The sequence below is a fragment of the Aminobacter sp. LjRoot7 genome (assembly GCF_964252895.1).
Lineage (GTDB): Bacteria > Pseudomonadota > Alphaproteobacteria > Rhizobiales > Rhizobiaceae > Aminobacter > Aminobacter aminovorans_B.
In genome coordinates this window covers 371,020-391,314 of sequence record NZ_CAXUPX020000003.1, presented here as the reverse complement: position 1 = coordinate 391,314, position 20,295 = coordinate 371,020, and the positions used below count along the sequence as shown (strand labels likewise).

The 20,295-nt window shown below is 59.0% G+C and carries 25 protein-coding genes; 7 read left to right on the top strand and 18 right to left on the bottom strand.

Annotated features, from left to right (window positions below; all coding sequences use genetic code 11):
* Positions 1–4 precede the first annotated feature (4 nt).
* From ACSQ3E_RS11485 to ACSQ3E_RS11455, 7 genes are read right to left on the bottom strand one after another with little or no spacing between them, the layout of a single operon-like run.
* Complete coding sequence (locus ACSQ3E_RS11485; RefSeq protein WP_436122793.1) at positions 5–1,021, bottom strand: phage major capsid protein; 1,017 nt, start codon at positions 1,019–1,021, stop codon at positions 5–7.
* 22 nt (positions 1,022–1,043) lie between these two features.
* A complete protein-coding gene (locus tag ACSQ3E_RS11480) occupies positions 1,044–2,153 on the bottom strand; it encodes a hypothetical protein (RefSeq protein WP_436122792.1) in 1,110 nt (369 codons plus the stop codon).
* A 33-nt stretch (positions 2,154–2,186) separates the two neighbouring features.
* Positions 2,187–2,513: a hypothetical protein gene (locus ACSQ3E_RS11475; protein WP_436122791.1), complete on the bottom strand. Its 327-nt coding sequence runs from the start codon at positions 2,511–2,513 to the stop codon at positions 2,187–2,189.
* Between the two features lie 2 nt (positions 2,514–2,515).
* Positions 2,516–2,761: a hypothetical protein gene (locus ACSQ3E_RS11470; RefSeq protein ID WP_436122790.1), complete on the bottom strand. Its 246-nt coding sequence runs from the start codon at positions 2,759–2,761 to the stop codon at positions 2,516–2,518.
* On the bottom strand, positions 2,758–4,944 hold the full coding sequence (locus ACSQ3E_RS11465) for a hypothetical protein (RefSeq protein WP_436122789.1): 2,187 nt from the start codon (positions 4,942–4,944) through the stop codon (positions 2,758–2,760). The genes ACSQ3E_RS11470 and ACSQ3E_RS11465 overlap by 4 nt, the downstream gene beginning before the upstream one ends.
* Before the next feature lie 10 nt (positions 4,945–4,954).
* Positions 4,955–6,460 (bottom strand): terminase large subunit domain-containing protein, encoded by a 1,506-nt coding sequence (locus tag ACSQ3E_RS11460; protein ID WP_436122788.1) that lies wholly within the window; start codon positions 6,458–6,460, stop codon positions 4,955–4,957.
* The gene (locus tag ACSQ3E_RS11455) at positions 6,435–6,896 is read right to left on the bottom strand and encodes a DNA-packaging protein (protein ID WP_182574229.1); all 462 of its coding nucleotides are present in this window, start codon (positions 6,894–6,896) and stop codon (positions 6,435–6,437) included. Before ACSQ3E_RS11455 ends, ACSQ3E_RS11460 begins: the two co-directional genes overlap by 26 nt.
* Positions 6,897–7,036: 140 nt before the next feature.
* Here ACSQ3E_RS11455 and ACSQ3E_RS11450 point away from each other — a divergent pair, with 140 nt between their 5' ends.
* Both ACSQ3E_RS11450 and ACSQ3E_RS11445 read left to right on the top strand, forming a co-directional pair.
* The gene (locus tag ACSQ3E_RS11450) at positions 7,037–7,327 is read left to right on the top strand and encodes a type II toxin-antitoxin system RelE/ParE family toxin (protein ID WP_182574230.1); all 291 of its coding nucleotides are present in this window, start codon (positions 7,037–7,039) and stop codon (positions 7,325–7,327) included.
* The gene (locus ACSQ3E_RS11445; protein ID WP_182574231.1) at positions 7,324–7,626 is read left to right on the top strand and encodes an addiction module antidote protein; all 303 of its coding nucleotides are present in this window, start codon (positions 7,324–7,326) and stop codon (positions 7,624–7,626) included. Before ACSQ3E_RS11450 ends, ACSQ3E_RS11445 begins: the two co-directional genes overlap by 4 nt.
* Before the next feature lie 235 nt (positions 7,627–7,861).
* Here ACSQ3E_RS11445 and ACSQ3E_RS11440 read toward each other — a convergent pair whose 3' ends face one another.
* The 8 genes from ACSQ3E_RS11440 to ACSQ3E_RS11405 form a co-directional block, all read right to left on the bottom strand.
* Complete coding sequence (locus ACSQ3E_RS11440; RefSeq protein WP_436122787.1) at positions 7,862–8,533, bottom strand: hypothetical protein; 672 nt, start codon at positions 8,531–8,533, stop codon at positions 7,862–7,864.
* The gene (locus ACSQ3E_RS11435; protein WP_182574233.1) at positions 8,530–9,597 is read right to left on the bottom strand and encodes a hypothetical protein; all 1,068 of its coding nucleotides are present in this window, start codon (positions 9,595–9,597) and stop codon (positions 8,530–8,532) included. The genes ACSQ3E_RS11440 and ACSQ3E_RS11435 overlap by 4 nt, the downstream gene beginning before the upstream one ends.
* Positions 9,594–10,217, bottom strand: a complete 624-nt coding sequence (locus tag ACSQ3E_RS11430) for a hypothetical protein (protein ID WP_436122786.1) — start codon at positions 10,215–10,217, stop codon at positions 9,594–9,596. Before ACSQ3E_RS11430 ends, ACSQ3E_RS11435 begins: the two co-directional genes overlap by 4 nt.
* Positions 10,214–10,498, bottom strand: coding sequence for a DUF6074 family protein (locus ACSQ3E_RS11425; protein ID WP_182574235.1), 285 nt, complete (start codon positions 10,496–10,498; stop codon positions 10,214–10,216). The genes ACSQ3E_RS11430 and ACSQ3E_RS11425 overlap by 4 nt, the downstream gene beginning before the upstream one ends.
* Before the next feature lie 109 nt (positions 10,499–10,607).
* A complete protein-coding gene (locus ACSQ3E_RS11420; protein WP_182574236.1) occupies positions 10,608–11,210 on the bottom strand; it encodes a hypothetical protein in 603 nt (200 codons plus the stop codon).
* Between the two features lie 196 nt (positions 11,211–11,406).
* Positions 11,407–11,766, bottom strand: coding sequence for a winged helix domain-containing protein (locus ACSQ3E_RS11415; RefSeq protein WP_182574237.1), 360 nt, complete (start codon positions 11,764–11,766; stop codon positions 11,407–11,409).
* Between the two features lie 107 nt (positions 11,767–11,873).
* Positions 11,874–12,098 (bottom strand): helix-turn-helix transcriptional regulator, encoded by a 225-nt coding sequence (locus ACSQ3E_RS11410; protein ID WP_182574238.1) that lies wholly within the window; start codon positions 12,096–12,098, stop codon positions 11,874–11,876.
* A gap of 237 nt (positions 12,099–12,335) precedes the next feature.
* The gene (locus tag ACSQ3E_RS11405; protein WP_436122785.1) at positions 12,336–13,511 is read right to left on the bottom strand and encodes a tyrosine-type recombinase/integrase; all 1,176 of its coding nucleotides are present in this window, start codon (positions 13,509–13,511) and stop codon (positions 12,336–12,338) included.
* Between the two features lie 562 nt (positions 13,512–14,073).
* On the opposite strand from ACSQ3E_RS11405, the gene ACSQ3E_RS11400 reads away from it, so the two are divergent.
* Both ACSQ3E_RS11400 and ACSQ3E_RS11395 read left to right on the top strand, forming a co-directional pair.
* The gene (locus ACSQ3E_RS11400) at positions 14,074–14,877 is read left to right on the top strand and encodes a class I SAM-dependent methyltransferase (RefSeq protein ID WP_436122784.1); all 804 of its coding nucleotides are present in this window, start codon (positions 14,074–14,076) and stop codon (positions 14,875–14,877) included.
* Entirely contained in the window at positions 14,874–15,272 is a 399-nt protein-coding gene (locus ACSQ3E_RS11395) for a GtrA family protein (RefSeq protein WP_436122783.1), read from the top strand. Before ACSQ3E_RS11400 ends, ACSQ3E_RS11395 begins: the two co-directional genes overlap by 4 nt.
* A 212-nt stretch (positions 15,273–15,484) precedes the next feature.
* Here the strand turns inward: ACSQ3E_RS11395 and ACSQ3E_RS11390 are convergent, their stop codons facing one another.
* Complete coding sequence (locus ACSQ3E_RS11390; protein ID WP_436122782.1) at positions 15,485–16,549, bottom strand: acyltransferase family protein; 1,065 nt, start codon at positions 16,547–16,549, stop codon at positions 15,485–15,487.
* 198 nt (positions 16,550–16,747) lie between these two features.
* Entirely contained in the window at positions 16,748–17,032 is a 285-nt protein-coding gene (locus tag ACSQ3E_RS11385) for a TylF/MycF/NovP-related O-methyltransferase (RefSeq protein ID WP_436122781.1), read from the bottom strand.
* A 165-nt stretch (positions 17,033–17,197) separates the two neighbouring features.
* Between ACSQ3E_RS11385 and ACSQ3E_RS11380 the strand changes: the two genes are divergently transcribed.
* Together ACSQ3E_RS11380 and ACSQ3E_RS11375 are read left to right on the top strand one after the other, a co-directional pair.
* Complete coding sequence (locus ACSQ3E_RS11380) at positions 17,198–17,392, top strand: hypothetical protein (RefSeq protein WP_436122780.1); 195 nt, start codon at positions 17,198–17,200, stop codon at positions 17,390–17,392.
* 424 nt (positions 17,393–17,816) lie between these two features.
* Positions 17,817–18,323, top strand: a complete 507-nt coding sequence (locus ACSQ3E_RS11375) for a BA14K family protein (protein WP_436122779.1) — start codon at positions 17,817–17,819, stop codon at positions 18,321–18,323.
* Between the two features lie 115 nt (positions 18,324–18,438).
* Here ACSQ3E_RS11375 and ACSQ3E_RS11370 read toward each other — a convergent pair whose 3' ends face one another.
* Positions 18,439–19,212, bottom strand: coding sequence for a DeoR/GlpR family DNA-binding transcription regulator (locus ACSQ3E_RS11370; RefSeq protein WP_310318667.1), 774 nt, complete (start codon positions 19,210–19,212; stop codon positions 18,439–18,441).
* A 363-nt stretch (positions 19,213–19,575) separates the two neighbouring features.
* Between ACSQ3E_RS11370 and ACSQ3E_RS11365 the strand changes: the two genes are divergently transcribed.
* Positions 19,576–20,232 carry a TerC family protein gene (locus tag ACSQ3E_RS11365; RefSeq protein ID WP_436122778.1) on the top strand — a complete coding sequence of 219 codons (657 nt, stop codon included), beginning with the start codon at positions 19,576–19,578 and terminating at the stop codon, positions 20,230–20,232.
* Positions 20,233–20,295 lie beyond the last annotated feature (63 nt).

Here is a 20,295-nt window from a genome sequence, read left to right as displayed (position 1 = left end):
CTCCTTAGGCCGCCGGGTTGGAATCGATGAGCTTCCACATGAACAGCGGATTGGTCATCGTCAGCTCGCCCATGAAGCCGATGTACTGGACAACGGCGTCCTGGTTGATCGGCGTGAGCGCCTTGCCGATCTTGTTGAAGTTGCGTTCCGGGTGGTAGCGGAGCCACAGGTTGGCGAGGTCCAGACCATAGGTCGTATTCGCCGGCATGTTGGAGCCGATGCCACCTTCCTGCACGATGTCGGCAACGCGGCCGGCGCCGTAGTATTTCAGCGCCGAGAAGCCGAGCTTCCCGAGCTTGGTTTCGTCGTTGATGCGCTGAATGGCGACGGTTGCAGCGTCGTAGGCCGCGTAATGCTCCGGCGACATGAGCAGCAGGTTTGCAGCCTTCTTGCCGCGCGACCGCTGGGTCATGATCGAGTTGAGCATGGGGCGCACGGTGTCCTTGTTCACCTGCGTTCCGATGGCCGGAAATGCAGTGTGCGCGTCGAACACCGAAGTACGCCAGGCCGGCTGGGTGCCGCGGTCGATGCCGGCATAGGTACCGGAATTGACCATGGTCGGCACCGCAAGCTGAAGGCCGCCGAGTTCCTTGCCGCCGAAGCGCGTACCGTTGCCATGGAGCGAGATGTCGGCCTCATCGATAAGCTCGCTTTCGGCGGCTTCGATGTGGCTTTCCAGGATGTCCATCAGCTGGTTTTCGCCTTCGTTGTTGAGGATGTCCTCATTCGGAAGGGTGACGGCCACGGCGACCATCTTGGGGGTGTACTCGGCATCGCTGAACAGCTCGGCAGGAACCGGGTTCAGGAAGTCGAAGCCGTTGTACCAGATCGCCGAGCCCGTCTTGTTGTAGAGCAGGCGTTCGCGGATCTTCGGGCCCGAGTATTCCTTGAAGTTCCCCCTGTCCTTGAGCAGATAGAGGGTGGCCGACGAGTTGGAGACAAGGTCCTGGTAGCCTTCGGAACGATCCTCCAGCGCCAGAGACAGGATCTCCTGGTTCTTTTCAACATTAGTGAGGGCCAATTTGGCCTCCTATAGACGCGGGTTATCCGGCCTGCGCGACGGCGCGGGCGAGAGATTCCCTGATTGAGGTGGAGCGCTTCCGGGCATTCGGGTCTGAGCCGAGCGAGGGTGCGCCAGAGACGGATTTCGAACCTTTCCGGGTCTGAGCCTCAAGGTCTGCAGTAATGGCCGCCGGGGCGGCTGGGGCCGGGGCAGATGGGGCGGGGTTGAGCCGGTCCGCCATCTTGTATGCCTCGGCCAAATCCTTGGTTTTGCCGCTCTCGATGAAGAAAACGATGTCGTCGGCGAGTTCTTCAAAGCGAGGATTGTTTTTTGCGAATTCGTCGACCGATGCCTCGATCTTCGATTGATGCTGCTGCTGCATCGAGGTCGTGACGCCGCCGATCTGGTTCTTCAGGCCAGCGATTTCCTGCTGCAGTGCGCGAATGGTCGCGTCGTTCTGCGCCTGGGTCTGATCGGGCGTCTGGCCCATGACGGCAGCGGCGAGTTCACGCATCGAAACGCCGGCATACTCGCAAACCGCCTGAATTCCCTGCATCGGATTGGTCAGCAGGGTCTTTTCCAGGTCGGTGTAGCGGGTCATCGCATCGCGAATGGTCGTGCCGTTCTTCTTCGCGAGGTCGTCGAAATCCTTGATCTGACCAAACGCCTCGGCGTCGGCGCGATACTTCTCGTGTCCCTGCTCCAATTCGCGGATGGCGCGGTGCACCTCGGCCTTGACCGGCTCCGGTGCCGTTGCCCATGCCGCTTTCGCATCTGCAGAGAACCGGGCCGGCGCATCGGACTTCGACTGAGCCGCTTCAGCGGGCTTTTCGGTCGTTCGCGCGGCGTCAGCCGGCTTGGTCTGGGCCTGCTTGTCGCCTGCGCCTTCGGTCTTTGCCGCTCCGCCTGGCTTGTCGATCGGTTCCTGACTGGCCTGCGTCTTGGCGACCTTCTCGGCGGCACGCTTCAGCGCCTCTCGTGCGGTCGGTGCCTTCTTCGGCTCCTGTCCCTCATCCTTGGCCGCATTGGCAGGCTTCGGGTCTGGAAGCTGGGCTTCGGCCGGCTGGCGTTGCTGATTGACCTGCGTTTCCGGGGCAACTGTCGAGGGTTCGGAAGGCGCAGCAGCGCCGCCGTTCAATGCGTCGGTCATGGTTCTACCTGTCTGAGAGGTTGCGGTGGGTGGTTAGCGGGGCCGAACGCGCTCGCCGCGATCAAAGCGAGCCTTGGCCTTCTCAACGGTGGTTTTGATCGCTGCCCTGTCGGGTTTCGGGCGCTTCCGAGTGCGAAGCCTGGCGGGATCGTTGCCGACCTCGATCATGCCGGCCGCTCGATAGGTGCTGCGCAGCTTGGACTTGCTGTCGTACATCTTGCCGTCCAGCATGCTCTGGACTGGCTCCATGGTGTCTTGCGCGATCATGGGACAAGCAAGCGTCGAGCGTTTCGGCCGGCGCGTCTCTTCCTTGCGGTAGACAGAGCGGCCGTCTTCCAGTTCGAACCACCGGTAAGCCATGCTCAGCGCCCCTGAATGATGGCGAACAGCGCCCACAGCGCTGCGCCAAAAGCGGCGTAGGCGAGGAAGATCGACGGACGATACAGGCGCTGGTCCTGGCCGGCGAACTGCGACATGCAGGCGAAAAGCGCAGCGGTAAGCGCGATGTTCCGAGCGTGTCCACCGCCATAGACAATGATGCCGACAAGGAAAATTGCCGCGAAAAGGCACCCACTCAGCACAAAGCCGAGCCATTCAATACGGTTCATCCGATATGCCCTTCAATCATGGGCGCCATGCCCTTCTGTGCCTGCTGGGCGAGCTGGAGGCGGAGCCGCGCAAGCTCGAGCTCGCCTTTTTGCATGTCTTGCGCGTGCTTCTGCGCATCGGCCGCCGCTCGCGCCTCGATCTCGCGGATTCGAATGTCGGCCTCTCGCTGCTTCAGCGCGGCATCGGCATTGATCCGGGCGATATCGGCTTCGGACTTGGCCACAGTCGCCTGAGCCTTCGATTGCTCGACAGCGGCGCGCTCCGCACTGGCCTTCGCCTCGATCTCAGCCTGCGCGGCCCTTGGATCTGGCTGCGGTTGACCGGCAGACGCCTTCATCTTCTCGACGAACTCGTCAATGGACGCCTGCATCTGGCGGCCTGGCCTGAACGGCGCGATGGCAAATTTCAGGATCTCGCCGGCAAAGGGGGCCGTCTCAGGCCTTGCGGCGACCATCTGGGACAACTGCGCGAGCGCGCCGCCAAGAGCGGTCAAAAACTCGGCTGTTCGCTTCTTTGCCGCATCCTCGTCCGGCTGAATGGTACTGTCCGTCTCGATGTCCAGCGAGAACGGCCGGATTCGCTCATCGCGAAGGAATTTCATCACCTTGTCGATGGTGATGGTTTCTTCCAATCCCTGGACCTGCTGCGCGATCTGCTCGACCTGCTGCTGTGCCTGCTGGAATGCGGCTTGAGCTTGTTCTGGATTGGCCTGGGCCATCTGCTGAACCTGCGGATTCGCCTGTGCAGCCTTCAACGTGTCGACGACCTGCTTTGCCTGGGCTTCCAAAGCCTTGATCGCCTTCGATACCTCTGCGTCCGTCTCAAACTCCATCTGAGACATGTCCAACAGGGTCTTGGCCTGGAAGTTCTCCGCCTGAATTTCGGCAACGATGCGCGCAGTGTCGCGAGCGATACGCACCAACTCCGCCTGGCGGTCCCGAATGCGAACCGAACCATACTGCGACTTCAGCGTCTGGGCCCCAAGCGTCTCATTGGGGTTGGTTGCACCCCGCATGACGTCCGACAGGCCGCTGATCTGGTAGATGTCCTCAATCAGCTGCTTTCGCAGGGCGATAAGCTGGGTCAGGGTCGTAGCGACCATGTCCAGCGGCAGCCACACGATGGTGTCTTTCGCCGAGCCAGTTACGGCCCAATTGGAAACCGGAACGAGCACCTTGCGATCATCGACCGACTTGATTGCGGCTTCGATCGCATCGCTGAGCTCGCCGGCGCCGGATGGATAGAAACCACGCACCTTCAGCGCCTGGGTCAGCGCGGAAATGCGGTTGGTGAGTTCGTTTACCTCCTCGGCCTGATCCTTGTAGAACAGGAAGTCAGGCACCGGGATCAGGCTGTTCGGCTCTACCGTGCCATATGCAGGCTGCGGGCACGGGAAGAAGCCTTCCAGCGACAGGTGCGGCTTGTCCTCGTCGAGCACAACGTCGACGCCGGGCGTGACCCACACGACCTTGTTTTCGGTCTTGGACCAGATCTCCCAGACACCGGCCTTGAGCTTGCCGTCGGTCTTGTTCTTGTCGTCCTTCTGCTTGGCGAAGATTGCCCCGGCATATGCATTGCCTGACGTCTTCTGGAAACGCTGGCGCATTTCCTTCCGCGTCATCCATGCGCGCCCGGCTACCCAGCCGACTTCTATCCATCCGCGGCCCGGCTCGTGCGCGAAGTCACGGCGGTTCTTGTGCTCGATGCAGACGCGTTCGATAAGCCCGCTGTCCTTGCTCTTGGCCTCATACCTGACCCAGATGCAGCCGCGGGCATTGATTGCCAGGTCATCGCGGACACGCCGCATGACGCCGTCAATGTCCTCACTGTCGAAGGTTACAGCAGTCGAACGCTCCAGCAGTTCGGACGCGGCGCGCGGAATCGGCTTGGTGTTGTTGAACCTGGTCGCGACCACCGGGATAGGCGGTCGGGCATACATGGACGGCTTCAGAACCTCGATGTTTGCCCAAAAGATCTGGAATTCGCGGCTCCTGCTGACGCTCGCCAGACGGGCAAGGTTTGCATACTGCTTCTCGATGTTCGCGCAGCGCGTTTGATAGTCCTCATACCCAGCTTTTTCATAACTGGTGATCAGGCTGAGCCATGCCTTTGAGGACTTCGGCTTGCGTGCCGGCTCGGCGTCTGCCTGCGCCACGTCGAGTTCGTCGTCGGGATCGATCACGGGGCAACCTTCATATTCTGATCCTTCCACCGGTCGCGGGCTCAGGAGGGCCGGGCAACTGCACCATGCCGGGTTTCGGCGGCGCTACTTGCTCGAGCGGCTTCTTGAACCATGGGCGGGACATGCAGCCGTAGCGAACCATGTCGGCCGCGTGGTCTTCCTGCGATGTGTCGAGGTCTTCCGGGTTCGTCTGATCGTGCTGAAGCGCCGGCAGCGTTCGTATCGTGTGCGTGCAGGTGCTGAAGAAGAACAGCAGTGCGCGTCCGTCTTCGTCTCCGGTCAGGCGGCTGCGAAGCTGGTCCCAGCCGCCCATAGCACCACGGCCTGGCGTTCGCTTGTTGTCCGCCCTTGTAAACGTGGCCCCTTCGCCGTTCTCGCCTTTGGCCATGCGCTCGGCGATCGATGGCCCGCCATCCTGATTGAACGCCGCCGGGTCAAGAACGCCGTAAGTGATGGAATCGCCATAGTCCCGAAACCTGACACCCGCGCCGACCGCTTCGGCATGGAGCTTCAAACCGGTGTCCGGAATGAACTTGCCTTGAGCGTCCCTCTTCACCCCGTACCATTCGCGGTACAGCACCAGCGCGCCACGCGGGATCACCACGCCGGGGCCGGCAATAGTGTCTTCCGAGGCAACCGCGAACCAGCCGAAGGCAAAAGGCTTGGCGCTGCCCCAGTCACCGGCCCGGAACCTGATCCAGTGTTCTGGGATCGCAAATGGCCGAATGACATGGCGCTCTCGGCGGAAGTTGTCGAAGTAAGCGCCCTCGACGATGTCCCAATCGCCATGACGCATTGCCCGGACGAGGCTTTCCGACCCCAGGCCGTGAAGACGATCCTCATATTCAGGATCGTTGTCGTTCATCGCCGGGTTGTCTTCGAGCTTCGCCGGGATGTACTGGCGCAGCATGCCGCCCTCGGTCTTGGGCGTCCTGTAGACCTTATATGCGGCCGCACCGTCGATGAACGTGCTCTTGACGAACTGATGCCCGATGCCCCCGGGGTTGCCGCTGCACAGGATGCGCGGGAAGCGACCTTTGTACTTCTCAGGCACCTCGATACCGACCATGCGCACCCGGCCACGGAGGTACCGGTAAATCTTGTCCGTGAAGTGCGTCAGCTCATCGATCAACAGGACGTGGATTTCGGCGCCCTGGTATTTGAAGCGGTCCTTCTCGTCTTTGCAGTGGCAGAGATAAATCTTGCTGCCATTCCAGAACCTGATTTCGTCCTCAACGATGGTGACGAAGCCACAGGCCACCCAGCCGGCGAGCAGCGCCCGAAAGCCGTTCGGGCCTTCCATATGGTTCTTGACCAGATCCCCGCCGATGCGGCGGAACAGATAGACCTGTAGGCCTGGTATCTCCGTGCACCAGGTGATTGCCGCCGACCGTATCAGGTGGCTCTTGCCGCCTCCTGCCGCGCCGCCGAAGAAGGTTTCCGTTGCCTCGGTGTTGAATGCCACGCCCTGCTTGGGATGCAGGACGAGATCAAGAGTTGCCGCTGACTGAGACATTGAGCACCGGAACCAACGGCGCGCCGTCCTTGCCGGTCAGTTCGGATTTGTCAGCCAGACCCAGCTCGCGGGCGATGATGTTCGCATTCAGAAGCTCAGCCGCAGCCCCCTCAAACTTCTGGGTGCGAATGATGTCGTCTACCTGCGCGGTGATGCCAACAAAACCTTCCCGCTCTCGGTAGAGGTCCCATGCTTGGCGCGAGATATCGAGGAAGATGCACAGGCCCGAAATCGTCATGGCCCGCATCTTGGCTATCCTCTCGACCTTCACGTCGCCCTGATAGGCGAAGGGCCGTGCCTCATATAGCGGGTTTGCTTCGACCCAATCGAAGTACTCGGTGCACGCTTCCCACAGTGCATCTGCGGTGGCGAAGATCGGGGCGCGGCCGTGGGAGCTGCGAACCTTCCAGAACTGGTTACCTGATGGTGCGGGCATATGTGTTCCTCTCGCCGGTTTGAGCGGTCGATTGGCGCGGCAGTTGCATTGCGAGTGGACGGTCTTGATATGGCCTCATGCTGTGAACTATTTTTCACACCCTGTTGACAAACCGGGCAACTGTGAATTATAGTTCACACATGATCGAAGTTCGCCAAACACCAGAATTCAAAGAATGGCTCGACGGCCTGAAGGATCAGCGCGCACAGGAGCGCATCGCTATCCGGATCGTTCGGCTGCAGTCGGGCCTGATCGGCGATGCCAAGTACTTCGACGGCATTGGCGAGCTTCGTATTGACTACGGCCCCGGCTACCGCGTCTATTTCGTGAAGCGGGGCAATGAGGTGGTGATCTTGTTGTGCGGTGGCGACAAGTCGAAGCAGAGCAAGGACATCAAGCGGGCGATCCGCATGTCACAGGAGGTCAAATGACCATAGAAACCGTACCCTTTGACGCAGCGGCCTATCTGGCAAGCCCCGAGGCGCAAGCGGAACTTATCGCTGACGCTCTACACACCGGAGACGCCGCCTATATCGCGAACGCTATCGGTGTTGTCGCTCGTGCCCGAGGTATGAGCCAGATTGCCAGAGACGCAGGCGTAACCCGCGAAGCCCTCTACAAGGCGCTCAGCCCTACCGGCGACCCTCGACTGTCAACCTTCCTGGGCGTGATGAAAGCGCTCAACATGGAAGTCACGGCGAAGCCGGTTGAGGACGCGCTGGCCGAATAAGTCTGCTGGCTTACCGCGTTCTGCGGAATTCCGCGGAAACCCGAAGGAAACCCGCCGCATAAGCAATGCACGTGCAATGCATGTGCATTGCCGTGGCATAGCTGTAGCAATGCTAGCCCTGCCCTCTGAAAACAGAAAACCCGCCTGTGGGGCGGGTCTTTGGATGCAGTTCTGCAAACTAGGCAGAACATAAGGGGTTTCGTTACATGTGTCAACGCAACGTTCCCGCGCGATATCACATGAAATCGAAGTGCCTTGCGCACAATCGCAGATAATGCTGCAATATAATCGACATTTCTCGTTCTTGGACGCCGTATTTTTGCGCAATCTCGGCAGCCGTGTGTCCATTCACACAGTAGTCAATGAGCTGCGCTGATGGCGCTAAACCGAGCACACCCCGAAACCCGGTGAGTCTGTCTAGAGCGGCAACCCGGCCCTCGCCTATGCCGGCGGCGTATCCCGACCTGGTGCCCCGCAGGAAGTTCGCCGAGCTTGCTATTGTCATCCCTGCCCGCTCCCAGAGGGTTGCGAGATGTGAACCGGCATGGAAAAGGGCGTCCTGCTTGTTTCGCCCATATCGCCATTCGAACGATCCGGGCCGGCAGCGGAACAACTGACGTTCGGCACGATCCGCCGAAATCTTTACGTTGACCTTCGTGACCCTTGCCCCGTCCTTGCCGCCGTCCTCATCCTGGAGCTTGGCGATACGCCGCCGTTGTGGCGCTGTCTCAGACACAACCCGTTCGCGTTGTTCGGCACGCTCCCACACCGCGCTAACCCGTGTGTCCTCCACGGGCGCGCTAGTCGCGGCTTCCGAACGGCTTTTCCGGCGCCGGCGGGCCTCAGCAAGGTTGATGCGCTTGCCGCCGTCTACCCGTACCGATGGGAGAACCTTCTTGCCCTTCAAGCAACCTTCCTTTCGATGAACACGACGTCGGGGTCGTTCGCCGGCGGAAGCGCTGTATGCGTGCCCTCTGGCACGACCACATTTGCGTAGTGTAGGCCGGCAAAGCTGTCGCTGCGAAATAGGACTTGGCGACCGTCAACGCTGATTTCGAACCTGGCGAATGGCGTATTCGGCCTATTCCCCCAACGGTGCAGCAACAGAAGGTTTTTTCGGGCAAAGAACCGCTGCCCGTCATCGATGCTTGCCAATGTTGCCAGCATGCTCCGCATCGCTCGCGCGACCATTCGCCCACGTTTTAGGATCTCGTCCGTCGCGGGGTGCTCAGGCGTGGTCGGCGACCAGTCCGGCAGTGGCTGCGCGGCATCAGTCAGTGCAGTTTGCAGGTGGCGAACGTCGCGCTTCACATCGTAGCCATAGGCCAGGAATTTCAGACCACTCGCCCGGCCGATTGACTTTCGTTGGATGACGGCATTTCCGGTTCGGTCCTTCATGCCCAAGTCAGCGTCGATGAATAGCTCACCGTTGGTCTGGGCGAGTTCCCTTTGCAGAAACTCGCAGTATCCCTTTGCCTGCTCGTCAAGCTGGTCCCGCACGAATTGCAGGTCCGCAGCTATCTTTGCCATTCGGGCGACAAACTGGGCTAGCGCTTCGCGCCTCGCGCCGATTTCCTGCCATGTGTCGAAGTAATCACGGCACGCCTGCTGCCGGCGGAACAACCTTTCCGCATGGCGAAAGTTCTCTCCGTAGTGCGTGGCTGCGCATTGATGCCCTACGAACCGCACCGTTTTTTCATCGGGGAAATAGGCCATGCGCCCGCGAATGAACTTTGGCGAGCCAGGCGCACAGAACGAACATGGCACTCGCTCGCCGCCAGGCCGAAGCAAGACCGGCACGGTGATTTCCTCGGACAACAGAACGATGTTGTCATGCTGCGTCGGCCGGCTGGTCGACACGCACTCAAAATCTTCGGGGCGACCAGTCGTAGCGGTGTGCTGACGCCACCGCTCGAGATAGTCATCGCTCGGTTGCCCCTCGAATACCGGATGGTGAGCCAGATCCATCATGCCGCGGCCTCCAGCATCAGGTTCCGGTAATCGGCGGCGATATCGGCCGGCACGATTTGGAACTCGAGCCCGGCAACTTTCCCCTTCGAGAATTGCTCAATTGTTAACCAAACGCCGCTGACGAACTCACCACTCGTCATCTGCAGCGGCTTACCCCTCACAGGCTTCTGTAGGAGAAACACCTCTTGAGTTCGGCCATCGATCGACCCAAAGTTATAGAAGCCTGGGTACTCGGCGGATGGCCACAAAATGGCGATGGGCTCTTTCGAGGCGTCATCGAAATTGTCGGTAGAAATCACCAACACCTCGTCGCCAACTGGCAGACAAAAGTCTGCCAGCAGTTGCAGTGATGCCTTGATGCCCCCGATAGCCGACACGGTTTCGGCTTTCAGGCCCGAGCGTGCGAGCCTCATCAGGTGCTGCGACCATCTTTCGCCGACGCCAGCGCGATCCAGCAGGGGCAACCATTCGCCATGCCTGCATTTGTCTTTCGCCCGGCAAAGCAGCCGTCCGGTTTCAAGCGCCTTCTTTGCTGTCATGCTCTGCGCCGCGCTGAACGCCGCGTGGCTCTCTTTGATCCGCTCGGCCAAGTCGGCCAGACTGTTCGTCAAAATAGTCATGCTGCACCTCCACCACCCTCGACATGCAGGCGCCGGCAAAGCTCGACCTGCACTGCGCCAAAGAATTCGCGCAGCTCCTGTTCGATGACGGGTGTGGCCAGCCCCGATTTCTGCATCTGAGAGGCCATGCCGTCGACGATCTGCTGCCAGTACTGATCGGCGCTCTTTCCGCGCCGATCACCGAGCACGTCGGCCACCCGACGGATTTTCCCCACCCGATACCTTGCCGGAAACGGGACGATGGCAGCCCCGCGGTCAGTTGCGCTTGCCAGGCGGGTCATGCACGCCTCCTGTTGATGATGGTCGCCCCGCTGCTCAGGGCTTTTTCCCGACTGCCCACCCAGAATCTATAAAGGTGTTCGGAAACCCGAAATTTGCTGATCATTGATTTCATTCGGAAATTCTCCGTGGACTGCCATTGGCGACCCGGCGAATTTCGGCTTCCCGAAGCGGTCGGATTTCGGCTTCCCGAAGTGGGGTTTTCTTCTTTCGTCCGACCGACCCGCGCTTGTCGGCGTGTTGCTTTCGGATGGTTTCCGACCACGCGACCGCCATTGCCTCGGTGCAGCGCAGCCATTCGTTTGTAGGGGGCGCCCCCTCGTGGTCGCCGAGCCAGGTAAGCCTGTAGACGTTGGGGTGCGACGTGCCGGCACCCGCCCGCCCCCTCCGGACTTTAACCAGTCCCTTGAAGGCCAGTTCATCGATTGCGTCGGCAACATATTCGCCGGAAACCCCATGCGCCTTAAACTGCTGGTGGGTGACAATGAGTTGCCCATTGTGTAGCCCGCCATGAGCACAATGTTCGACCACCAGCCGCATTATGGCACGGACGGCATTGACGCTCAGGGAGCGGAACGCAACCGAGCACATGAAGTCTACGGTGAACCACCCCCAACCGTTTTGATCGGCTGGTGGCTTGTTGTGCTTCATCACCAGGTTGTAGGTCTTGCCGCGGCTCGTCCGGCTCTTGTCCTTGAAATCAATGGGGGTCACGACGCCCTCGCTTTGATCAAGGTAGCCTCACGGACTGCAGCAACGGCCTCCGACAGTGTCAGACCGAACCGCTGGCGGAGATCTGGCACGATTGGGTGCGGAGGGTTCTTCTCGGTCGCAAGCCAAACGGCAGCGACCGCGACGTCGCGCGACGTCGCGCGACCGTCACGTGACTCTTTCTGCATTGTTTGCTGGCTCATGCGGCAGCGCGCCCCGCGCCATATTCGATGCTGATGGGGGTATGGAGCCGATACCGGGCATGGCTGCCAGGAAACGGCCCGCCGTGCGTCTCGTGCTCTGTCTCAATCACCAGCCGGTGTTCGTGACGCAGCAGATAGACGAAGTGAGCGAGGCGTAGACCCGCCGGAAAGTCGGCTGCACTGCAGCCCCGTTGCCCGGCCTTGTGCAGTTCGTTCAGCGCCCAGCCGGCGCGGCCAGGAACGACGATGCGGCGTTCATGGACAGCGTCACCGGGATAAACGAGGACTGTGAGTTGAAACTTGCCCTTGCCAGAATTGAGTTGGCGGGCTGCGGGTTCCCTTGCTATGGAATCCATCGCGGTCCTTTTGGAATTTGGGGATAACAAATCTTCTCGGATCGAAGGGAGATGGGCGGTTGAGTTTGGCGACTGGCCGCTCATCTCTTCGCAGTTCGGGGGACGCCTCATGCAGCCTCCTGATCTCGAACAGCAATCTTTTCGGCGATCCAGGCTTCAACCTCGGACAGCAAAAACGCTTTCCGGGCGCCATCGTCATCGCCACTCAGCCTAAGAGGTTTTGGGAACTTGCCCGCCTTAGACTTGAGGAAAATCGAAGACCTGCTGAGCGATGTGAGGCGGCAGGCTTCTTTGATACTGATCAGCCGGAAGTCGCGGCTGTTTGTGTTCATGCGCAATGCCCTTTGTGTTGATTTGGCATTGCTAACAATACTGTTTCAGGGAGTCGCAACCAAGTCGACGCGACCCGTCCCAAACCCTATATGCCAGTTATCCACAGGCACGTAGGGCTAACTATCTGAAAATAATGATTTTTTTCTAACGAACCGAGTGGATAAATCGCCGAGCTTTGTTCATGCTCGGTTCCCGATATTGCCCTCTAATGTTCCGCCTCCGCCAAGTGCTTGTTTTTATTGACAAATACTTGTCAGGTGATCGGCCCACTTGACAAGGGCGTCTCGTTTCTCCGGCTCATAGGTTGCTCGGTTGTAGACGCCTGCCACGCCGGCTTTAAAGCCGCTGATGTGGTTCAAGACCGCCTCGACGATGTGCGGCATGATCCCGATTGAAGCCATGCCAGTCGCGACTGTTCGCCTGATGTCGTGCGGGGTCCAGCGCTCTTTGCTCGCTTGGAGCTTGAGCCGAACAGCCTGCGCAATCGCGTTGCTCTCGACGGGCTCCCCCGTTCGCGTGAACAGCGGGGCCTCGTCCTCATCCTCAGCCCTGCTCATGGCCTCGGTCACGATAGACATCGCGAGCGGTGACAGCGGCACCACGTGCGTCAGCTCGTTCTTGGTACGGGCGCCCGGAATGGTCCAGGTTGCCCGGGCTAGATCTACTTCCGACCTGCGCATCCCACACACTTCGCCAGAGCGTTGCCCGGTCAACAGCAGCAGCCGCAGCACATCAGCCGTCACCGGGCTTAGCGCGGCCGAATTTAGCGCCCCCCACGCCGCCTTGACTTCTGCGTCGGACAGAACTCTATCGCGTCGAGTGGGCTTGCTGCGGGGCTTGAGGCCGGCGATTGGGGATACCGTCAGGTACCCATCATCGACCGCCCAATTGAAGAACTTCCGAACCACTGCCTGGATGTTTCTCGCTTGGACCTTGGCGCCCGCTGCCGACTTCTTGTCGATGATGTCGAGCACGTCACGCCGAACAACAGCCATCCCTTTCATGCGCCCAATTGCTGGGTACACCTCGGCCTTGAGAATGCGCTCATCCTCTTCCCATGTCCGCTTGTTCGGCTTGGCGTAGACTTCGAGGTAAAGCGCGCCCAGTTCCTCGATGGTTGCAGCCGCACGCCTGGCGGATTTCGCCTTCGCCGGATCCTCACCATCGGCGACTGACGTCATGGCCCTCAGCGCTTTCTTGCGGGCTGCGTCAAGGGACACGGCAGGATAGCGGCCCAGCTTTACCCGCTGGCGAGTATTGTCGCTCTCTCGGGTATACATCAGGTTCCACGTTTTGGTGCCTGTCGGCGCCACCCGAAGTGACAGCCCGACCAGTTGCATGTCGAAATAGTCTGTGCGAGTCTCTGCTGAGACACTGGCCACGAAGCGATCAGTCAGCTTCAGTTTTGGCAAAACGTCGACCTACTGATTTGTTGAAGCGATTATTCAGTTGGGTACGGCATGGGTACGGAATTGTCAAAACTGCATGACACGCCGCTGAACACCCTTGAACAGATTTCCCCAAGGTTCCCGCTGAGTTCGACTGTGTGATGGTGTCTATGCTGTTCAAAGGTGTTGGGTCAAAAACGCGCTTTTAATCAGTAGGTCCAGGGTTCGAATCCCTGCGCGCTCACCAACGCCAAACCCTTGCACCACAACGATTTTGGCGCTGTCGGCAGCCGTGAACTATGCGGAATGTAGGAGAATCTATTTCTCCCACGGCGTTCCTCGGGCCGAGATCGTAGAGCCCTCCTCGCCTCCGACATATTGTCATTCGCACGTTGAAGGGGACACTTAGCCTTGCCGAGCCCCGCGGCGTCTGGACACTGGTGACGACATGGTGTTAGGTCCCGCCGCTTTCCCACACCCTTGGATGTAACAGTGCCTCGCGAGGTGTGGTATTGGGCGGGAAGTATCGAGAGAGGTGATTCAGTTGGTAAGCCATTGTCCTTCATGCGTTGGCGTCGAATTGAGAATGCTCTCGCCATGGCTTTCTATTTGTCCGCATTGCCGCCTGTATCTTTCTAACCTAGCACCCGGCCCCGGCAAGGCGTTCGATGGCCTCGAAACCCTTCGTAGGCAGAATTTTGAAGCAACCCTTGATGCCATCGAGCGCATCAAGCCATTGCGCGGCAAACGTCTGTTGGAAATCGGGTCTGCAAAGGGTTGGTTTCTTGAGGCCGCCCAGAAGCGCGGGGCCATTGTTACCGGCGTGGAACCGGTATCGAGTGATGCAGCGATCGCTCGCGGCAACGGATTTCAAATTGAGGAGGGATTGTTCCCTGAGTGTCCCTCGGACAAGGGTCCGTATGACATCATTGCCTTCAACGATGTCTTTGAACACCTACCCGATCCTGCCAAGGCCGTGATCGATATCGACCAGCGGCTCGCGGACAACGGACTTCTATCGATTAACATACCCAGCAGCGATGGGATTATTTTCAAGACTGCGAAAACACTAGCATCTCTCGGATTTGAGAAACCCTATGACCGCATGTGGCAACGGGGATTGCCATCGCCACACATGAGTTACTTTTCACCTGAAAATCTCAAGCAACTAGTCGAACGATTTTCTGGTTTGAAGCGCTGGCCCGGCGTACCGATCAGCCTGCCTTCAATAAGCACCTCAGGGTTACGCGAACGGATTGACGGGCAGAACGTCGGCCTGCCGACTTGGATGGTCTATCCAGCGATGCTCGCGTTTTCCGCCGTCTCGGGTATGCTGCCAAGTGATATACACTTGGCGATCTTCACCAAGGGGAAATTCGACACGGAATGAAGCTGGATCTTGTTAGCACGTTCCGTCGGTATGCGCTGTCCTCAGGATTGACATGGTTCGTCGACTTCATCGTATTCATGTCATTGTTTTCTAATATCGGCATCCCCCTTGCACTATTGGTGTCTAGGTGCGCTGCCGGAGTTGTTGGCTTTATTTCTCACAAGAAATTTTCGTTTAACAGCGGTGCGGAGACTTCTCGACGAGAAGTAATTGGCTACGTCGCATTGGCGGCAGCCAACTACCTCATTTCTGTTGGCTTGTTTATTCCATTCTTTTCGGATGGTGCTCTGCACGCCGCCATGGTCAAAATCGCAGTTGAAATTGCGATTTTCGTTATCAATTTCCTGTTCTTGCGACGTTTGTTCCTGCCTAACCTGTCCGAACAACTAGGTTGAGCCGATAAGAGCCCAAACGTCCAGCAAGAGGCGGCAGTGGCTCTGGCCACGGTGCATAAAGCGCCTTGATTGATACCGGCCAATTGCAAAGGCTATGCAAGCAATTGCAGCCGCCCCATACGCACGGCAACTTCACCGAGAGAATTGGCGACATTATGCGTGGGCCGCCACGCTTTTTCTGCTACGAACAGGTCAGGGGCGTGAGCCAGGCGTCAAGTCCAACTCGACGATGGCTGCACTGCAACGGCCACCACAGCCGCCGGCTTCCGCTTCAGGTTCAAGGCAGGGCGCTCAATGACGCGCCATGAAGCTGCTGCAAGGAAAACAGTCGGTGGAGTAGCGAGCGCCGCCAACCACAAGGGACCAATATCCGCTCCCCAGACATGCACTATGCATTGCTGAACTGGGAACGCGTAAAGATAGATACCGTAGCTCAAGTCAGCACGCTCGCCAGCTCGCCTTTTCGGGGAGGAGCGACCTATGAACGCAACGGCATAGACAAGATAGGGGAGTGTAAGAAAATAAACAACCTCGCCTGCATGGCGTGGCATCCACGCGGACGCGATGAAAGCCAGTCCTGCGAATCCGACACCCGCCCAGCTTGCCGTTGGGGCCAACTTAAGCAGCACAGCGCCAGCGAAGAAGAAGTAGCCCATACCTAGAAAATTGAACAAAGGGACGCCCGGCAGGATGTTACCACCCTTGTTAGCCCAGGATAAACCGAACTGCCATTGACTGACGAAATAGCAAACGCCAAACGCTACTGTAAGCGCCAGAAAAGCTTTCCATGATCGGATCGCGAGGACGAGCAGACACGCCGAGATGATGTACATCGTCGCTTCGATAGGCAGCGTCCACAGCGACCCGTTCGGCCCACCGACTGGATTATTGTCGAAAACGCCTGGCAATGGGAAGCGAATGGGGAACAGGTAAGCATTCCTGAGATAGTCCCACGTGGCAGGGTGCGACCAATACTCGGCTTGACTGAGGGTGGTGAACGTAGCACCGATTAGAATGCAGAAAACCACGGCAAAAAACAGCGCCGGCAGGATGCGCAGGGCGCGCGCCACGCAAAAATCCAAGAGAGATCGATGCGCTGCAGACTGCGTAATCAAATAGCCGGAGATCAAGAAAAACACATCAACTGCCAGGCCACCTCCCGACAGATAACCGAAGAAAATCCCGAAAGGCTCCGGAGAGCCTGTAAGTGGAAAGCTATGCGAGAACAGCACCAGCCATGCTGCGGCAAGCCGAATAAGGTTGAAATTGTTAGTCACCACGTCCCCTTAGTTCCTGGCCGTTTAGCATGCCGAAATGTCCCCGCCAATTGACGATTTCTGTGCATGCCTAATATGCCCAACTTGGCAAGGGGCATTCACATGACGAAGGCCCATGGCACCAGGACATGCTTCGAACCTAGGTATCATCGCCACACTACCTCGCGGCGGTGCCCGTGGTGGACGCCAAGGTCAGCTCTACCAACACGACGGTGGTGGGACCTTGTCCCTAGCCTGGCTGAGTGCAAAGTAGTGTACGTCCACAGAACGAGCACCAATCCAGCGACCACTTTCGATGCGCGCCGATAGCGATTGTCTCCCGGCGGTGGGTCGCCACTCAGGTTGCAAAGGATTGCCGGCGACCAACGTCCTGGCGCCTTGGAAAAACCCATAGTCATCAACGATCAAGGCGCCGCCCGAAACGAGCCACGGATACAGCGTTTCGAGCTCAATTCTAGTCGAAGAGTAAAAAATCAGTGTCAAGCCACAAGACAGCAACTGAACTGGCCTCGAACGCTGGCTGCGTGTCCTCCAACCAGCGAATATCCGTCCAAGGTGGATCGACTCTGTGCAACAATTCTTCGACGTTCTGCCGAATATGAGGAAGCAGGGCGGTGGTATCGATATTGCTTCCAAGGATCACGTCGCTTGACCCCATCGGGGGCCTTCAAACGTATCGAACAAAACTATCCGGTTGTTCAGCTTGTGCAGATTCCGGAGTCTGCCCATGAACAGCGCCATGCCACCCAGGAAGCAGCCACATTCTACAATGTGGCCTTTGATCGAGTTTTTGGAAAGGTAAGCGAATACCTGAAAGACGTTGCAGAATCCGGTGACATGTAAGAGCGAGTAATGGCGAGCTTCCTCATACAATTCCCAAAAAATTTCGGACTCAATTTCTGGGAAACTAGATCGCTGCCGCGTTCTAACCGAATCAATCTCGGGAACTAGATCACGTGAGTATTCCATCCCCAGTCACTTCGCCCGATCGATGCCGCCATCCTATAACAACACGATCGCGATGTTAGGTAAATACAATGAGTTGCATAGGAACCTCGACCGACTGGAAATCATGTTCCCACGGCCCACTTTGGCAATCTAACACTGGAGCGCCTCTGAATCATGCAGCCGGTGATTCGCACTGATGGCTTCCTGAGCACGTTCGCTATCGAACTACCCTCGGCACTCCCCTTCTACGTCGCAGGAACTATCGCCCCATCCCGCCGTTATGCCCCTGACGGAACTATCCGCTTACGAGGAGACGAGCATGAACAAGGTGATCTCAAGCTTGATGGCAACGGCCATCGCGGCGTCATTTGCGGTGCTGCCTGTGGCCGAGGCAATGGCAGCGTCGGTCTACATGCCCACGGCCCCGCAGGCCGATACGGCGGTGCAGCAGGTGCAGTATGACGGCTACTGGAAAAAGCGCAGAGTGATGCGCAGCGACAGCGCCAGCCATTTCCGCACGCCACGCAGCGGCTTCTATCGCGAGCGTGGTGATGTCGTTTATTTCAACGGCCATCGCGGCTATCGCGACTACCGCCCCGGCTATCGGCGCCACAATGACTTCTGGTTCCCGGCCGGCGCCTTCATAGCCGGCGCGATCATCGGCGGCGCATTGGCCAACCAGCCGCAGCCGCGCTACGTCCAGCCTAGCCGCTATGGCAACGCGCATGTGCAATGGTGCTACGATCGTTATCGCTCGTATCGCGCCTACGACAACACCTTCCAGCCCTACAACGGGCCGCGCCAGCAATGCTATTCGCCCTATTAGGCGCGAACTTCGACTGATTAAGGTGCCGTTCGGGCGGAATACCGCAAAGCCCGTTCCCAGTTGAAATCGGACTCAACCCCGGACTAAATCAGGACTCGTGCAACAGGACCCGCGCTCACGGCGCGGGTCTTTTCGTTTCGATGAGCTGCACGTCCGATTCCGCGCAGATCTTGCGAATGCTCGGAATGTCGCAATGGTCGGTGATGAAGGTGTCCATCTGCGACAAATGGGCGATGCGCACCGGTGCCGTGCGCTCGAACTTGGTCTGGTCGGAGACCAGGATGACATGGCGCGCATTGGCGATGATCGCCTGCGCCACCTTGACCTCACGAAAGTCGAAGTCGAGCAGCGCCCCATCGTGGTCGATCGCCGAGGCGCCGATCACCGCATAGTCGACCTTGAACTGGCGGATGAAATCGACGGCCGCCTCGCCGACGATGCCGCCGTCCGAGCCGCGCACAACACCGCCGGCAATCACCACCTCCATGTCAGGATAGACGCGCATCCTGTTGGCAACATTGATGTTGTTGGTGATGACCATCAAACCCTTGTGGTCGAGCAACGCCTTGCCCACGGCTTCCGTCGTTGTGCCGATGTTGACGAACAGCGAGGCGTTGTCGGGAATGAGGCGGGCAGCGGCCTGTCCGATCGCGTCCTTCTCGTCGGCGGCGATCTTGCGCCGCGCCTCGTATTCCAGGTTCTCGATGCCCGATGGAAACAGCGCCCCGCCATGGATGCGGCTCAACAGCCGCTGGTCGCACAGGTCGTTGAGATCCTTGCGGATCGTCTGCGGCGTCACCTGGAAATGCGTCGCCAGGTCGTCGACCAGCACGCGCCCATTGTCCTTGGCCAGCTGGATGATCTCGGACTGGCGTGGCGACAGATACATGGCAAGCATTCCCCAGAATTTCGTTTTGAGCAACGATAGGCCAAAACGAAAGCAGTGAAAAGGCGCTTCGAAAGTCATATCGAAGCCGCAATCGCCGATTATCCGGCAACTTGCCGGATGGGGACCAATTGCGGTTTCGACCTTGAAATCCGCGCCGCGATCGATTACGAACCTCCCATCCAGGCCGGGCCCCTCTGGCAGCCACCATGGCTGCGATGTCGGACTGGAGTTTCCAATCCGGCGGCCTGGCTCAAATGTACTCACCGATCAGCACGTCCTGATACTCGCCCATGCGGAACCACGCCGCAGCGGCAGATCATGTCTGCAAGCCTTGCCGCCCTTGCTGAAAGCAAAGGGTGCCATATGACAGAATTCTTTACTCCCGAGGCCCTAACCGCCCTCTTCCAGGTCATCATGATCGACCTGGTCCTGGCCGGCGACAATGCCATCGTCATCGGTCTCGCCGCGGCGGGCCTTCCGAAAGACCAGCGCACCAAGGCGATCGTCGTCGGCATCATCGCCGCGACCGTGCTGCGCATCGGCTTTGCCGCTGCAACGACCCAGCTCCTGCAGATCGTCGGCCTGCTGCTCGCCGGCGGCGTGCTGCTGCTCTGGGTCTGCTGGAAGATGTGGTATGAACTGCGCGCCAACCACGCCCAGGAAACCCAGGCCGTCGAGGCGCTGAGCGATACGGACATCGACAAGGACGGCAAGGTCGCGGGCACGGCTCCGACCAAGACCTTCCGCCAGGCAGCCTGGCAGATCCTCATCGCCGACGTCTCGATGTCGCTCGACAACGTGCTGGCGGTTGCCGGCGCCGCGCGCGACCACCCGAACGTCCTGATTTTCGGCCTCGTGCTGTCGATCGCGCTGATGGGCGTTGCCGCGAGCTTCATCGCCAACCTGCTGCAGAAGTACCGCTGGATCGCCTATATCGGCCTGGTCATCATTCTCTATGTCGCCGGCGAGATGATATATCGCGGCACGCTCGAGGTGCTGCCTTACATCCAGGGCGCCTGACGCGTCGCTTGAACAAAAAAACCGGCCGGAACGTCAGTTCCGGCCGGTTTTCTTTTGCCCCTG